The 15,616-nt window shown below is 62.6% G+C and carries 15 protein-coding genes; 8 read left to right on the top strand and 7 right to left on the bottom strand.

The features are described from left to right. The first annotated feature begins 39 nt into the window (after positions 1-39). From OSC37_RS03325 to OSC37_RS03315, 3 genes are all read left to right on the top strand, one after another. On the top strand, positions 40-693 hold the full coding sequence (locus OSC37_RS03325) for a hypothetical protein (RefSeq protein WP_267163186.1): 654 nt from the start codon (positions 40-42) through the stop codon (positions 691-693). 47 nt (positions 694-740) lie between these two features. Further along, positions 741-1,115: a hypothetical protein gene (locus OSC37_RS03320; protein WP_267163185.1), complete on the top strand. Its 375-nt coding sequence runs from the start codon at positions 741-743 to the stop codon at positions 1,113-1,115. 63 nt (positions 1,116-1,178) lie between these two features. Next, complete coding sequence (locus OSC37_RS03315) at positions 1,179-2,603, top strand: NAD(P)H-hydrate dehydratase (RefSeq protein ID WP_267163184.1); 1,425 nt, start codon at positions 1,179-1,181, stop codon at positions 2,601-2,603. On the opposite strand, the gene hflX is transcribed toward OSC37_RS03315, so the two are convergent. From hflX to OSC37_RS03300, 3 genes are read right to left on the bottom strand one after another with little or no spacing between them, the layout of a single operon-like run. Continuing rightward, positions 2,604-3,932, bottom strand: a complete 1,329-nt coding sequence (hflX, locus tag OSC37_RS03310; protein WP_267163183.1) for a GTPase HflX — start codon at positions 3,930-3,932, stop codon at positions 2,604-2,606. A gap of 27 nt (positions 3,933-3,959) precedes the next feature. Further along, the gene (locus OSC37_RS03305) at positions 3,960-5,609 is read right to left on the bottom strand and encodes a sensor histidine kinase (RefSeq protein ID WP_267163182.1); all 1,650 of its coding nucleotides are present in this window, start codon (positions 5,607-5,609) and stop codon (positions 3,960-3,962) included. Further along, positions 5,606-7,255, bottom strand: coding sequence for a PAS domain-containing protein (locus OSC37_RS03300; protein ID WP_267163181.1), 1,650 nt, complete (start codon positions 7,253-7,255; stop codon positions 5,606-5,608). The genes OSC37_RS03305 and OSC37_RS03300 overlap by 4 nt, the downstream gene beginning before the upstream one ends. Before the next feature lie 164 nt (positions 7,256-7,419). Between OSC37_RS03300 and OSC37_RS03295 the strand changes: the two genes are divergently transcribed. Further along, complete coding sequence (locus tag OSC37_RS03295) at positions 7,420-9,405, top strand: receiver/sensor box histidine kinase (RefSeq protein WP_267163180.1); 1,986 nt, start codon at positions 7,420-7,422, stop codon at positions 9,403-9,405. Here OSC37_RS03295 and OSC37_RS03290 read toward each other — a convergent pair. Beyond that, the gene (locus OSC37_RS03290; protein ID WP_438267598.1) at positions 9,393-11,045 is read right to left on the bottom strand and encodes a methyl-accepting chemotaxis protein; all 1,653 of its coding nucleotides are present in this window, start codon (positions 11,043-11,045) and stop codon (positions 9,393-9,395) included. The genes OSC37_RS03295 and OSC37_RS03290 overlap by 13 nt on opposite strands. Positions 11,046-11,257: 212 nt before the next feature. On the opposite strand from OSC37_RS03290, the gene OSC37_RS03285 reads away from it, so the two are divergent. Together OSC37_RS03285 and OSC37_RS03280 are read left to right on the top strand one after the other, a co-directional pair. Further along, entirely contained in the window at positions 11,258-11,878 is a 621-nt protein-coding gene (locus OSC37_RS03285) for a universal stress protein (protein WP_267163178.1), read from the top strand. A 122-nt stretch (positions 11,879-12,000) separates the two neighbouring features. Next, positions 12,001-12,639, top strand: a complete 639-nt coding sequence (locus OSC37_RS03280; RefSeq protein ID WP_267163177.1) for a helix-turn-helix domain-containing protein — start codon at positions 12,001-12,003, stop codon at positions 12,637-12,639. Between the two features lies 1 nt (position 12,640). On the opposite strand, the gene OSC37_RS03275 is transcribed toward OSC37_RS03280, so the two are convergent. Then, positions 12,641-12,973 (bottom strand): DUF7113 family protein, encoded by a 333-nt coding sequence (locus tag OSC37_RS03275; RefSeq protein ID WP_267163176.1) that lies wholly within the window; start codon positions 12,971-12,973, stop codon positions 12,641-12,643. 116 nt (positions 12,974-13,089) lie between these two features. Between OSC37_RS03275 and OSC37_RS03270 the strand changes: the two genes are divergently transcribed. Both OSC37_RS03270 and OSC37_RS03265 read left to right on the top strand, forming a co-directional pair. After that, positions 13,090-13,233 (top strand): hypothetical protein, encoded by a 144-nt coding sequence (locus OSC37_RS03270; protein ID WP_267163175.1) that lies wholly within the window; start codon positions 13,090-13,092, stop codon positions 13,231-13,233. 48 nt (positions 13,234-13,281) lie between these two features. Then, positions 13,282-14,448: a 3-dehydroquinate synthase II gene (locus tag OSC37_RS03265; protein WP_267163174.1), complete on the top strand. Its 1,167-nt coding sequence runs from the start codon at positions 13,282-13,284 to the stop codon at positions 14,446-14,448. Position 14,449: 1 nt separating this feature from the next. On the opposite strand, the gene OSC37_RS03260 is transcribed toward OSC37_RS03265, so the two are convergent. After that, a complete protein-coding gene (locus tag OSC37_RS03260) occupies positions 14,450-14,872 on the bottom strand; it encodes a zinc ribbon domain-containing protein (RefSeq protein ID WP_267163173.1) in 423 nt (140 codons plus the stop codon). Between the two features lie 48 nt (positions 14,873-14,920). Then, on the bottom strand, positions 14,921-15,613 hold the full coding sequence (locus OSC37_RS03255) for a type I 3-dehydroquinate dehydratase (protein ID WP_267163172.1): 693 nt from the start codon (positions 15,611-15,613) through the stop codon (positions 14,921-14,923). Positions 15,614-15,616 lie beyond the last annotated feature (3 nt).

Below are 15,616 nucleotides of genomic sequence, written 5' to 3'. Positions count from 1 at the left end.
CCCCAAAGGTTTTGATAACCCACGGAGAACGTAGCCAACATGGTTGACGCTCTCGCAATTGGGATGGTCGCTGCCGGCGCTGTACTGTTATTCGCTGGTGCGGCGCTTTCGGTGTACGGTGCAGGACTGCTCGGCGCTGTGCTTGGCGGCGGCGGCGGGTATCTGGTCGCGCCGACAATTGCCAGTGCAGCCAGCGTCGAGGGCCCTGCTGGGGTCGCCGTCGCTGTGGGTGTAGGTGCACTCGTCGGTGTTGGTATCACCTACGTCCTGCTGTCGATGGCAATCGCTGCGATGGGATTTGCCGTGGGGACTTACCTCGGCGTCGTCGCTATCGACCCCGTCGTGGGAACTGACTCCCTCGTGATGACCGTCGGTGTCGGTCTCGGAACCGGGGTCGCGCTGGCGTTTCTGGGGATGTTGCTCACCCGGACGACGCTGGTCATTATCACGTCCTTTATCGGCGCAGCCCTGGCGTCCCAGTCGATTACGGCCGACGGGATTACCAACGCCGCAGACGAGTTCCCAACACTCGACCCAATTGTTTTCGACGCCACCGAGCCGCTGTTTCTGGGACTGTTCGCACTCGGTGTGCTCGCACAGTTTGGACTGTTCAAACTGGGCTGGGTGACAAAAATCGCCGGACTGCTGCCCGGGGCGAGCGTTCTTCGGGACTCAGACGAAGAGCCCGCCTGAGCGTGAATCGGCCAAACGGTTACATTCGCTGCGTGTGACGTGAACTTATGACAACCGCTCCAGAAACGTCGCTGCTCGTGTTCGCGGTCAGCCTGCTCGTGGGTGGCTTCGGCATCCATGTCGGCTCCAAGCTCGCTCTGAAATCACGGGAGTTCTCGTACTCGGTGGTCACCGCGTTGTTCGGCGCGCTAGCCTGGGGGCTCGTGGAGATCCTGTTCAGCCGGATCGGCATTGGCGGCGCACTCTCCTCTGTCGTCGCCTTCCTCGTCTGGACCTGGGTCATCCGCTCGCGGTACGAGGTTGGCTGGATTCGTGCGAGCGTCCTCGCGCTCGGGGCGTGGCTCGGGGCTGTCTTCGCGTTGGTCGTTCTTGCTGTCGTCGGCGTCGGCGACCTCGATGCACTCGGTGTGCCCGGGGCCTAACTGGTCGTTGGTTGATTGCCGATTCCCCAGACAGTTATCAGGAAGCCAGTCGAACCTTGGGGTATGATTACAGGTTCCGAGATGGCGGTCGTCGACGCGAACGCCGAGGCGCTGGGGGTGCCTCGCAAGCAGCTTATGGAGTCAAGTGGCAACGCAGTCGCCGAGACCGTCCGCGAGGTAGCTGAACCCGGGGAGACGGTCGTCATCGTCGCCGGGAGGGGGAACAACGGCGGGGACGCCTTCGTCGCGGCCCGGTTTCTCGACGAGTTCGACGTGCGGGTCCGCCTGCTCGGGCGTGCGGAGACACTCACGACAGCGATTGCACGAGAGAACTGGGAGGCGCTGCTCGCCGCCGAGTACGACACCAGAGAGCTCCGGGACTCGACGGCGATAGACCTCGGAGACGCCGACGTGTTAGTCGACGCGATGCTCGGGACCGGCATCAGCGGCGACCTTCGAGAGCCCGCGGCGACTGCCGCCGCCGCGATGAACGCGGCCGATGCGCCGATTATCTCTGTCGATGTCCCCTCTGGATTCGACGCAGAGACCGGGACGACCGCGCCTTCTGCTGTCGAGCCCGACCACATTATCACCTTCCACGACACGAAACCCGGCCTCACAGAGCTCGATATTCCTGTCCGCGTCGCAGACATCGGTATCCCCGCCACGGCGGAGACGTTCGTCGAGCGCGGTGACCTGCTGCGCCTCTCCCGAGCGGCCGAGAGCCACAAGGGCGACCACGGCGAGGTACTCGTCATCGGTGGCGGCCCCTACACCGGCGCGCCGGCACTCGCTGCACAGGCTGTCCTTCGGGCGGGGGCAGACCTCGTCAAGGTCACCTGTCCGACCTCGGTCGCCCACGAGGTCCAGGGGTACAGCGAGAACCTCATCCTCTATCCGATGCAGGGGCGCCGGCTCGAACCCGGCCATGTCGGCCCCGTCATGGAGTACGCCCGCGAGCACGACACGCTGGTCATCGGCCCAGGCCTTGGTGACGACGAGGAGACGCTCGAAGCCGCGAGAGCCATCATCGAATCCTACGATGGGACCGCGGTCGTCGACGCTGACCCGCTGAAAATCGTCCCCGAAGTCGAGACGGAAGCCGACCTCATCTGTACGCCCCATCAGGGCGAACTCACGGCGATGGGCGGGAAAACGGCCGAGGACTGGCGAGAACGGCGCGACCTCGTCGCTGAGTTCGCTGCTGACCTCAATCACACGCTGCTCGTCAAGGGCAACTACGATATTGTCGCCGATGCTGACCGGAGCAGGGTGAGTCGGACCGGCAACCCCGGGATGACAGTCGGCGGAACCGGCGACGTGCTCGCCGGCGTCACCGGCGCGCTCGCGGCCACGCTTGACCCGTTCGAGGCCGCCGGAGTCGGGGCGTTCGTCACTGGCCGTGCCGGTGATATCGCCGCAGAGACGTACGGAAACGGACTCGTGGCAACGGACCTGCTCGATGCGATTCCACAGGCGATGGAGTAGTTAGGCCGACGGGCTGGTCTCGACGAGCTCGTTGGCCTTCGAGTGGACCTGTTCGACCACCTGTGGGCGGGCCTCGAACTCGACGGTCACCTCGTCGGCGTGGTCGCCGTACTCGACGGTCTGGACGTATGCGTTGTCGTGGATCCAGGAGACGACACTCATCGTGCCCTCTGTTATCGGCATGACCAGTCGCTCGTGCTTGTAATCGGGCAACTCGTTGTGGACACGCTCCCAGAGCTGGTCGATGTGACGACTGGTCTTCGCGCTGATGACGACCGGGTTCGGGGCAAGCGCCGATAGCCCTTCTTTCTTCCGGGTAATCTCCTCGTCGTCGACGGCGTCACACTTGTTCAAAACCGTGACAATTGGGGCCTCGTTGCGCTCGTACAGCGTGTCGTGACTGGTGACGACCTTCTCGCGTATCTCCTCCATCGGCTCGCTCACGTCGACCACGAGCAAGACGAGGTCCGCACGATAGACCGCATCGAGTGTTGACTTGAACGATTCGACCAGCCAGTGTGGCAGGTCAGAGATGAATCCTACCGTATCGGTCACAAGCACGTCCCGACGGTCGATGTCGCCTTTGCGTGTCGTCGTCCCGAGTGTGGTGAACAGGCGGTCTTCCGACTCTGCCGTCGAGTCCAGGTCGGGGTGGATATCCTCGTTTTCGTCGACATCAAGATCGGCCGCCAGCTGGCGCAACAACGTCGACTTCCCGGCGTTCGTGTAGCCCGCCAGCGCCACCAGGTCGAAGCCGGACTCGCGACGCTGTTCGCGGCGGTGCTCGTCGTCGTGTTCGATCTGTTCGAGCTCGTCACGGATGCGGGAGATGCGAGCCTTGATATCGCGCTCGCGGCTCTCGTCGTATTCGCCAAGGCCCATGAAACCGGGGCGTTCGTCGCGCTTGGCAAGACTCGCTTTGGCCTCTGCGCGCGGGAGTTCGTAGCGCAGCTCCGCGAGTTCGACCTGGAGCTGGGCCTTCCGGGTCTGTGCGCGCTGGCCAAAAATTTCCAGAATGAGACGGAATCTGTCGATGACGCGCACGCCCTCGGGAAGTTTGTTGCCCACGTTGTACGTCTGGTAGGGGCCGAGTTCGTTGTCGATGATGACTGCCGTTGCGTCCGTCGCTGCGACGGTCGCCGCAATCTCTTCGACTTTCCCCTCACCGAAGTGGTAGGCGGGGTCTTCTTTCCGGATCTGTGTGACCGTTTCGGTCACGCGATAGCCGGCCGCCTGTGCGAGGTCGTGGATTTCGTCAGCCTCTGGTTCGCCTGACCGAATCCGCTTTCCAACCACAGCCTGTTCTTGCGGTGTTTCTCTCTCTGTCACTTACTCTGATCTACGGTACCATGATATTTAAATGCCAGTCTCGGCACCGCTGTCGGTCGATTCGACGCGCGGAATCGTCACGGTAACTGTGCTTCCGCTGGAGTCATTCTCGGCGAAGGCTATCGTTCCGCCCAAGCGACGGACGCCCCAGTAGACGAACCACAGTCCGACACCGGTCCCGTGGCGCAGCGGCGTCTCCTCTCCGTCCAACAGGACAGCCTGCTCGTGTTCGGGGATGCCCGACCCGTTATCGCAGATAGTGACGGCCACCTCCTCTGGGTGTGATGCCAGTTCGATACGAACCGTCGGCTCGGCTCCGCGGTTGTGTTTCAGCCCGTTGTCGAGGAGTTCTTCGAGGACCGCCCGAAACACCTCTCGGTTCGTTCGGACCGACACAGGCGTCGCAGGCTCGGCGAACTCGACGGTCCCTTCGGGGTACTCTGTGGAGACGGTCTCGGCGAGTGAAGCGGCGAGCGAACCGAGGTCGACGTGCTCCCGGTCGAGTTGCTCCCACTCCAGTAACTCCTCGGCCCGCGAGACCTTCTCGCCGAGTTCGCTGATATCACTGGCCGTCTGGCGGATGCGTTCGCCGTGTTCGGTTGTGGCTGTCGGTGACATGTCTTCGTCTCGAATCGCCTCTGCGAACCCGCGAATCGAGTCAAAGCTGTTGCGCAGGTTGTGTCTGAGGACGCGGTTGAGGACCGCAAGCTGTTGCTCGTGTGTCTGCTGGTTCGTCACGTCACGGAGTAGATACACCATCCCCACATTCCGGTCGGTGCTGTCTCTGATGGGCGACTCCCTGAGCTCATACTCGCGGCGACCGTCTCGCGTTTCGATACTCACAGGGCCGCCGTCTCTGTCCGCAAGCGCGAGGCCAAGCGTCCCGGAGATGGGACGACCCAGCGCCGACCGGTCGATGCCGAACGCGTTGTTTGCCGTCTGGTTGCTGTCGAGGAGGTGTCCTCTACGGTCGGCGACGACGACCGCCTCGGTCATCTCGTCGAACACGCTGTCACGAGCCAGATAGCCCGCACTCGGCTCGGTCTCGAACAGGTCGTACCGGTATTCGGCGAGGATGCTCAACGCTCCGTCGAGACCGAGCAGTCCGAGAATCAGCCAGCTGACAAGCTGTGTCAGCTCCAGTTGCTCGGCGAAGACGGCCCCGATAACCCAAATGCTCACTAGCACGCCGCCGATACCAGTAAGCACCAGCGCCCGCCCCAACGGGAGGTCGTCGTACGTGACGCCTGCCCGAACCACGAGGAACACGCCGAATAGCCCAAGCGACAGCACGACGAGATTCAGCGCCGACACGACCAACAGATACGGCGAATCGAGCGCGAATCGGTTCAGAAGCAGTATCTGGACGCCACTGACGAACAGTCCGAATCCGAGCAGCCCCGCGAGACGCAACCGGGTCATCGCAGGTCCCCTGCCGGTGTACTCCAGGACGAACCCGGTAAAGAGGAGTGTCGCAACCACCAGACCCGCGCTGACCGAGACGCCCCAGTCCAAGACAACCTCCGCGGTTGTCAGCCCGATAGAGCCTGCCAGGACAATCCCCAGCAATCCGAAGGGAGCCGCACCCGGTCGACTCTGCCGGCGCAGGGCGTGAGCACCGGCCCAGAGGTGGAGAGCTGCGGCGAGTACTGTGAGTCCGAGAAGAGCTGTGGTCACGACGGCTCTCCCTCCATCCGTTTCGTCGCTGGCTCCACGGTCGCCGTGGTGTCGTCTCCGGACTCGTCAGCCGCTGGCAGCCGTACCGTGACAAGCGCGTCCGTCGGCGAGGTGTCGCAGGTTGCGAGGGTGCCACCGGCCGCCTCGACGGTCAGGCGTCCGAGTTCGAGTGCCGTCTCGTCGACTACGTCTGCCGTCGCGTCACCGGCTTCGAATCTCGTCTCGATTGTGTCCTCAGCCGTTTCGACGCTCATCTCGACGGCTTCCGTGGAGATATCGAGACTGTCCACTACCAGGAGTTTGAACACTGATTTGAGCAGTGACGGCTCGATGGCGGCCGCTGGAGGTGACCCATTGACGGAGACATCCGGCCGCCTATCGTCGGGACAGTCCTCGGCGACGGCCCTGGCGACGGCGGCGACATCACTTTGCTGTGGGTCGTCTGCTGCCAGCCCGCGCTCAATCTCCCGAACGTGTGTGAGCAGTGTGATGAGGTCTGTGGTCGTCGTCCAGATTGTATCGGCTTTCTCTGGCGGCGTCTCGCTTTCGTCGATGTGCTCGGCGACGGATTCGACGCCGTTCATCCGGTCTGTGACCGTGTCGACGAGAAACCGGTTCAGCACGGACAGACGGCGCTCGCGGTCGCGACGGTCGGTGATATCCTGACAGACGACCAGATGTCCCAGCGAACGCCCCTGCTCGTCGGTCACCTCCGTCGCGCTGACTGCGATGACGCGCTCGGCGAGTCGTAGGCGAACGGGCTGGTCGGTCTGTGTCACCTCCTCGAGTGAGAGCGGGAACAACACGGACCAGTCTCTGCCAACCAGGTCGCCGTTGTCGCCGGCAACGAGGGCGCTCGCCGCCGGATTCATGTCCTGAATCCGGCCGTCTTGGCCGACGACGACGATCGCCTCTGCCATCTCACGAATCACGCGCTCCCGTCCCAGAACACCCGCGAGCGGGAGCGAATCGAACATCGAGTAATGCCGGATAGCGAATACGAACAGCAGACTACTCGCGAGCGCCGCCCCGGTGAACACCGCGGGCGAATTGAACCGGAGGAACAGCCAGGCACTCCCAAACAGCGAGCCCGCAGCGAGAGACAACACAGCCGCCTCCCGAAACAGAAGTGGTCCGAGCCGTGTCGACTCGTCGAGGACGAGAAAGACTCCGACGACCGCAAGCACCAGCGCGAGAAGGAGGCTGCCGACGAGAATCGCCTCGACGACTCTGGTCGTCAGTGCTGTGCCCGTCGAGACGAGGAGCAGACTGCCGGTTTCGAGCACGAATAGTCCGCTGACAACTGTGACCACCAGCCGCGTCGCCCACGTCCCTCGTCCGGTGTACGCGAAGACGAACACCGTCCATAGCCCGAGCACGGCGATGTAGCCCGTGAGGACGACCGAGATCCAGAACACGTCGGCGAACTCCTCGCTGACCCGCTGTGCCAGCGCCGTGTGTGTTGGCGTCAGATGGACGTGAAACAGGTGGACAACGGTTGCCCCGAACAGTGTCGCTGCCAGTGCGAGAAGGGGACGAGCCGTCGGCTCGTGTCGGCGGTGCCACATGAGCGCGAAAAAATAGCCGGACCCAACGATAGCCGCGACTGCGAGGCCGGCCGACGGAAGCGATGTTTCGATGACCATAGCTGACGGTTCACACTGAGAGCCGACGCGAACCCCCTGCGGTGTATCAGTTAGTTCAGGTTCTTCCCGAGACCATATTAAACGGCGGGCTCTGTTTCGTTCCTCTTTAAACCACCCCAGAATACAGCCCGGCGCTTAGGCCATTGGGGACGAACCTTCTAGCGATGGATTCAGACCGACGAGCCGATGGAGTCGATGTCCCGGCTGGCGGCTGCGTCGCCTGCGAGAGCCCTCCCGTCGATTCCTTGACTGTCGGTTACGTCGGCAGGGAGCTTGCAGACGCCGTGAGCGACGCCTTCGACGCGTCCTCGCTATCGGTGTCGTTCGACGTCGTAGCTGCCGAGGACGGCGAATCCGGGCTGGGACTGTTCGAAGACGGCGACGTCGACTGTCTTCTCAGCCGGTATGCGTTGCCAGATATGACGGGCATCGAGTTGCTCAAACGGGTCCGCGCCGAGGCGTGTGACTTCCCGGTTGTCCTCCTGGCCGTCGAGGGGTCCGAACAGATTGCGAGTCGGGCCACCGCGGCCGGCGTGACCGATTATATCCCGGTCGACGACTCGTCGCTGACCACCCTTCCCGAGCGACTCACCGACGCTGTTCGTCGCGAGCGCGACTGTATCGCGACCGACCAACTTGACGGCGTGGAGGCGGCCGTCGAATACGCCGCCGACGCCGTCATCATCACGGACACGGACGGGACAATCGAGTACGTCAACCCCGCATTCGAGGAGATGACGGGCTACAGCCGCGAGGCTGCGGTCGGACGCAACCCCCGTATCCTCAAATCAGGGGCCCGAAACGAGTCGTACTACGAGGAACTGTGGGGGACGATTCTCGACGGCCGCGTCTGGGAAGAGGAGATAACGAATGAGCGCAAATCAGGCGAGCAGTACATCGCACACCAGACGATTGCGCCGGTCACAGACGATGACGGCATCGTCAGAAAGTTCGTCGGCATCCAGCGCGACGTTACCACACAGCGCCGGCTCGAAACCCAGATCGACCGGTCGGCACAGACTCTCTCGACTGTCTACGATGTCACCTCGGATACGTCACTCTCACTGGGCGAGAAGATGGACGCTGTCCTCGATATTGGCTGTCGCTACCTCGACCTGCCGGTCGCCTACGTCACCCGCATCGAGGACGAGACCCAGCACATCGTCGCAGCCAGCGGCGACCACAACCTAATCGAGGACGGCGCACAGGACCCGCTCGAACGCACGTACTGCCGGAAGACGATAGCGCAGGAAGAGCCCCTCGTCATCGACGACGCGGCCGAGACCGACTGGCGCGAGGACCCGGCCTTCGAACGGTTCGGGCTGCGGTGTTATCTCGGTGCTCGGGTCCAGGTCGATGGCTCGACGTATGGGACGCTCTGTTTCGGCGGTGAACAGCCTCGTGACGAGCTTGTCCTGTCGACACTCCAGTCTACCGTCAAGACGCTGGCGAACTGGTTGGGATACGAGATAGCACGCCACCGCGCCGAGTGGAAGCTCGAACGGAAAAACGAACGCCTCGACGAGTTCGCCTCTATCGTCTCACACGACCTGCGAAACCCCCTCAACGTGGCGATGCTCCGCCTCGGACACGCCCGTGAATCCGACCAGCCACGGGAGCATCTCGACGGCATCGCAAACGCACACGAGCGTATCTCGACAATTATCGAGGACACGCTGACACTTGCACGCGACGGCCACCTTGTCGAGGAGCAGGAATCGGTCTCGCTCGATAACCTCGCCACGATCTGCTGGGAGACCGTCGAGACACCACAGGCCACACTCGAGATACGCGATGACCCACAGATAGAGGCAGACCCCGATAGGGTCCGGCACATCTTCGAGAATCTCTTCCGGAACGCAGTCGAACACGGCCGCGAGGACGTAACCGTCACTGTCGGCCAGACCGACGCGGGCTTTTTTGTCGCTGACGACGGCCCCGGAATACCCGACTCGACCGATGTCTTCGAGTCGGGCTACTCTACCAGCGAGACTGGGAGCGGGTTCGGCCTTGCCATCGTCGAACGGATTGCCGAGGCACACGGCTGGTCTGTCACTGTCACGGAAAGCGAGACCGGCGGCGCTCGCTTCGAGTTCGACACTGCCGACGACGGCGACCGGTCACTCGAACCGGTCGGTCACCGACGCTGAGGCGAGTGCCCGCCGTCTGTCCGCACTGCCGACATCTGTGTCGAGTTGACGATAAAGGTATTGAGCAGCGACTGGAGGTCCGTCGCCTGCTCTGAGAGCTGCTGGATGTGGCGACTTGCCTCCGAGATGGTCGCCGTCTGTTGTTCGGCGACCGCGGCCAGGTTCTCTGACTCGGTTGTCGTCTCCTCGCTGACGCTTGCCACGTCGTCGACCATCTTCACGACCTCCTGTGTCGTCGTCGCCTGGTCGTCTGTCGCGTTGCTGATCTCCTGGACTGTGGTGTTGACGGTGTTAACCTCCTCGACAATGCCCTCGAAGTTGTTCAGTGTCGTCTCGATTGTCCCCACGCTGTCTGACACCTGCCGTTCCATCTTCCGAACGTCTTCGACGGTCTCTGCCGAGGCCGACTGAACTTCCTCGATTCGCCCCTGGATATCGCCCGCAGAGTCCTGTGTCTCCTCGGCCAACTGCTTGACCTCGTCTGCGACAACGGCGAACCCGTCTCCGGCCTCGCCGGCGCGTGCGGCCTCGATGCCCGCGTTCAGCGCGAGCAGGTTCGTCTGCTCTGCGACATCCTCGATGAAGGAGACAATCTCGTCGATTTCGTCGATCTGGTCGACGAGTGACTCGACAGCCGTTGCTGTCCGGCCGATACCGGCTTCGAGCTGGTCGAGCTCCTCGATTGCGACCTCAGCGGACTTTCGTCCCTGGTGGCTCTGTTCGGCCGCATGACTCGCTGTCGCGGCCGCCTCGTCTGCCGAGGCAGCAATCTCCTCGACGGTTGCGGACAGCCTATTCATCTCCGCGGCGACCGTCTGGAGGTCCTCGGTCTGCTCGGCGGCACCATTCGATATCTCCTGTGTCGAGCGCGCCACCTGGTCGCTCGCGTCGTCGATTTCGCCCATCTGGACCGCCGCAGAGTCGCTTTCTGCAGACACGTCCTCGGCGAACTCCTTGACCTCTTGGACGGTCTCACCGAGTGTCTCGATGAGTTCGTTGTACACCTCGATGAGTTCCCGGTAGTTCTCGTCACGCACGTCGAGGCTCTCGGTCTCGATGGTTGCCGTCAGGTCGCCGTCCCGCGCCTGTCTGGCGGCATCTCCGAACGCCTCGACGAGCCCTTCGAGACGTTCGGAGCGCGCCTCGAGTTCTGTTGTCATCTCTTCTAGCTCCGCTGTGTAGGATTCGAGGCTGTCGGCCATCTCCCCGAGCGATTCGCCAAACGCTCCTGGCACGTCTTCGTCGAGGACCTCGTCATCGAACTCCTGTCGCGCGAGGGCGTCTGCCTGTTCGGAGACCGTCACCAGATACGCCTGCATCTCGACGAAGGCGTTTGTGAGGCTCCCAATCTCGTCGCGTTGATCCGACTGCTCGATTGTGACATCTAGTTCCCCGTCAGCAATCTTCCGGGCCGCCTCGTCGAGTTCGAGTATCGGTCCGGTGAAATCCTGGCGGACAATAAGAAGAGTGTTTACGAGCGCTACAATCGCAGCGCCGAACACCACAGCCGAGAACCCATACAATACCATCCCAGAGAGGACAAACGGACTCATGAAGAGAGCGACAGTCGCACCGAACTGGAGCAACACGGCCGCGACCACCTTCCGCTCGACAGACTCTGTGACGCTGAGACGGTCCATGACCCACCACAGCAGGTCCTCGTACCGCTGGCGGAGAGGCTGTGTACGCTGACCCGAGCGAGATGCAGTTGACATATTGTACAGTCTCCGAACGCCTAGTAAATAACCGCGGCTCCGTTCCCAGTGTACGGGAACGAGGGGGCTGTCCGTTCATTCTCATTCTCTGGTAAGCACCGCGCTCATTTTTCTGGGTAGCCGGTGAATCTCGAAATATGTACGACCGTATTCTTGTTCCGACCGACGGGAGTACAGGTACTGCCCACGTCGCGCTACACGCCATCGAGTTGGCGGAAATCCACGGGGCGACCCTGCATACACTTCACGTCATCGACGCCGCGGTGACGGGCCATCTCACAGACGCCGGTGTCGCAACCGAGTCACTCGACAGCCGTGCCCGACAGGCCGTCGAGACTGTCGAGCGGATGGCCGACAGACACGGCGTCGACTGCCACACGGCAATCCGTGAGGGGACGCCGGCAGAGACGATTCTCGACTACGCTCACGACGAGGGAATCGGCCTCATCGTCGCCGGCACCCACGGCCGGTCGGGCGTGAAACGACACCTCGTCGGTAGTGTCACCGAGCGCCTCGTCCGCCACGCGAGCTGCCCCGTGCTCACCGTCAGGCTTCCCGACACGGACGTGACCGTCGAAGAGGAGGACCACGCACGGCGTCTCATCGAGGAGACTCTCGACGAGGAAGGGTACGACGCAACCGATATCGACATCGAGCGCCAGCTGAGCGTCTGGGTCGCTCACGCAGAGACAGAGACCGGGATGCTGGTGATCTATCTCGACCCAACGACCCAACGCACCAGCGTGTTGAGCAATTGACAACCACTGCCGCAGCGGCGCTTTTAACTGCTGGGAACGGCTTACTCTCTCGGAGAGATGTTCTCAGAAGATAGGACTGGGCAGGCTGATTTATAATCCAAGCATATGAAGGGTAACATACGATGGCACACTCAGGCTGTCAGAGCCACTCCCAGACCGGTACCGGGGATAGCGGGCCGGCGTTGCGAGCCCAGTTAGCTATCGAACCACATTCCGATTCGAGCTGTGCCGTCGCCAGCGCGGGGACCGACGTGACGGCGGTCACCCAGCAACTCAAACGCTGTGTCTCCGACGACGACGCCGAAGAGTGTCATGCGGAACTCTCCTTCGACGACGCCGAGCGTCAGTACTTCTCTTCGCCTGTCTCCGGTCACTGCATCTGTCCGGTATTCAAAGAATACGACTGTATCCCGTCGATAAGGGCGGTTAGGTCGGGCTCGATGGTCGTCGTTGTCACCATCCCAGAGCGAACTGTGTTGCGCGAGATTATCAGCGGGCTGCGAGCCGTCGGAGCCACTGTCACGGTGGACTGGCTCGTCGACGGCGCTGACTCCCAGGCGACGACCGAGATAGACGTGACTGCAGTCACCGACAAACAGCGTGAAGCGATGGCGTGCGCTCGTGAGATGGGCTACTACGACACACCCAGACGGGCCGACCTCGGCGAGGTGGCCGCGGAACTCGGCATCTCGGAGTCGGCAACCTCACAGCGACTCAACGGGGCCGAATCGAAACTCGTCGAGGCATTTCTCGGGGAGTGACTCACTCTTCGACTTCGATTACCTCGGTGGTGACGGCATCCGGCTCGACGCCGAGCCGGGCGAACTGTGTTCTGACGTGTTCGCGTGCTGTCTCCAGCGCCTGGGTTCTGGACTCGAAGCCGCGAGGCATTGGCGACTCGAAGGCGACCTGTTTCTCCTGGCCATCGATGACCTGGCTGCTTCCGCCGCTGTCGACCTCGTAGAACTCGTCACAGACCCAGACGTACGACGCATCGGCGTCGGGGCTGCCGCTGAACTGCGGGGCCTCTTCACCCTCTTCGTAGATTGTTCCGGTCAACGCCGTTCCGCCAGCGCTCCCACGGACGAGCAGCATAGCTTTCTGTAGCCCGTCAGTGGACTAAAGCTCCCCGTTCGCTGCAACAGCTCCTACCCCGTGTCTGCCGGCTGTCCGACGCAGACTTATTTTGTTCCTCCGCAAACGGTCCCGATATGGTTCCGGACGATGATGACGAACGTGTCGCAGTTGAGATCGAACTCTCTCGAGATCTGTTGGCAGAGATAGACGAACTCGCGGTCTTGGAGGGATACGAGACCCCGAGTGCGGTCGTACAGGAAGCCCTGGAACGCCACTAGGTAGCCTGTTCCGCCACGTTCAAGCCCCCTGCACGCGAGCCTACGGACATGACACGCTCTGTCTGGCTTAAGGCCGACGATACGGTCGGCGACTGGGAGCAACGAAAACGCCGCATCACCGCCGGGCTTGAAGCCGGCGTCGACTGGGTGGTCGTCGACGAAGCCGATGTCGAGCGCGTGCGCTCGCTGGGTGCGGTCTCTGTCGCTGCCTTTGCTGGAGACGACGTTCACGTGATGGACGCGGAGGCCCAACAGGCAAACGCCGACGCCGTCCTCGTCGGCAAAGACACCGAAGGTGACGGTACTGTCGACCTCCCGCCGGACCTCTCGGGGTCGGCTGACCTTTCTGCGCTCCGTCGCGGTGATAACGCCGCCTCCGGCGGCTTCGTCAGGATTCTCGACGAGGAGTACGAGGCCTTCGCCGAGGAAATTGCGACCGAGGCAGAGTACACGCTCGTCGTCGGCGAGGACTGGCAGATTATCCCGCTGGAGAACCTGATTGCCCGTATTGGCGAGGAGACGACGCTCGTCGCCGGTGCGACGACTGCCAAGGAAGCCCGGACCGCCTTCGAGACGCTGGAACGAGGTGCCGAGGGCGTCTTGCTCGACACGGACGACCCCGACGAGATCCGCCGGACTGTCGAAATTGCCGAGGAGATGGACCGCGAACAGCTCGACCTGACGTGGGCCGAGGTAACCGCTATCGAACAGACCGGCTCGGCCGACCGAGTCTGCATCGATACGGGCTCGCTCATGGACGACGACGAGGGGATGCTGGTGGGCTCGATGTCCCGGGGACTCTTCTTTGTCCACGCCGAGACCGCCGACTCGCCGTACGTCGACTCTCGGCCGTTCCGGGTCAACGCGGGTGCAGTCCACGCCTACGCCCGCGCCCCCGGCGGCGAGACGAACTACCTCTCCGAGCTATCCAGCGGCGATACGGTTCAGATTACCGACACCGACGGGAACACGCGGGACGCGCTCGTCGGACGCGCAAAAATCGAGCAACGGCCGATGTTCCGTATTCAGGCCGAAACTTCCGATGGTGACCGCATCGAGACGCTGTTACAGAACGCCGAGACAATCAAAGTGAGCACGCCTGAGGGCCGGAAAGCAGTTACAGACCTCGATGTCGGCGACGAAGTCCGAATCTACTACGACGATACCGCCCGTCACTTCGGCGAGGCTGTCGAGGAAAGTATCATCGAGCAGTAACTCACGCCTCTGACTCGTCGATCTCAGTCGTACACCAGTGACAAAACGAGAGGTCGTCGTCTATCTCTTTGCCACAGTTTGGGCAGGCAGTCAACTCGCCGTTTGCATGCCGAATGCGGTTGTTTATCTGGCCCGTCATCATGTAGACGTCGACGAGACAGAGGACCGAGACGCCTAACACGACCAGTGCTGCCTCTATCGGAACCGCCTCGCTTGCCGCCACGAACGCGTCGACAGACAGCTCTTCCGGTGTTGCGCCGTCTGGCAACACGAATGTCGTTGCCGTCAGGTACAGTGCGAGCCACAGGAGTGAACGGAGCCACAGCCGCAGGTATGCATGACCCAATCCCGGGACCAGAATTGTCAACAGCAACGCCAGCCACGGACGCTTTTGTGCGTGTGTTTCGTGTGTGGAATCGCTCACTGTTCGACGTTGCGAGTCCGAGGGTAATGTACTCTTTCCTCCATCGCGTCAGGGTGACTGGGTGACGTGGCTCCCTTTCAGGGACTCGTACAGCCGCCGGACGGTTTCGAGGTCGTACTGACCGGGCGCGGTTGCCCGCTCGGCCGAAAGCGGTGCGTATCCCAGTCGCGAGCCGTACAGCGGTGCGACGACGCGGGTGTGCCGCCCCGGCTCTCCCATCGCCATCGTCGCCACCCTCAGCCCCGCCTGGGTGGCTTCGTGTGTCGCCCCGAGCAAGTCGAGTGCATCTCCCCTGTCAGTCGCAGTAACCGCCAGCTTCGCGATATCTCCCACCTCGCTCGCGTCCCGAAGTATCTCCAGTAGCCGCGTCCGCTCTGGCGTCTCCTCGAAGTCGTGTGTCGAGACGACCACAGTCACGCCGTGCTCCCGAGCGTGCTCGACCACTCGACTCCCCCTTCCGTCTCTCACCGCCGCGAGTTCGATATCGACGGCCTCGACGGCCGGCTGTTCGATGGCTCGACACAGCGTCTCTAGACGGGCGTTTCCTTGCGGTGCATCTCCGCCTTCGCTGTCGAGACGGTTCGTCACGAGAACGGGCAACGAGCAGTCGGTGTCGAGTGCGCCAACCGCTTCGTCGCCGAGGTCGAGTCGGAGTTCGAGTGCATCTGCGTAGCGAGTCGCGGCCTCGCTGTCGTCGAGGCTCGCGGTGCTCGCCGCAAGGACGAACGACTCGAAGTTCATACC

This window comes from Halovenus salina (assembly GCF_026410925.1).
In the GTDB taxonomy this organism is placed as follows: domain Archaea; phylum Halobacteriota; class Halobacteria; order Halobacteriales; family Haloarculaceae; genus Halovenus; species Halovenus salina.
This window is presented reverse-complemented; position numbering and strand designations above follow the sequence as displayed.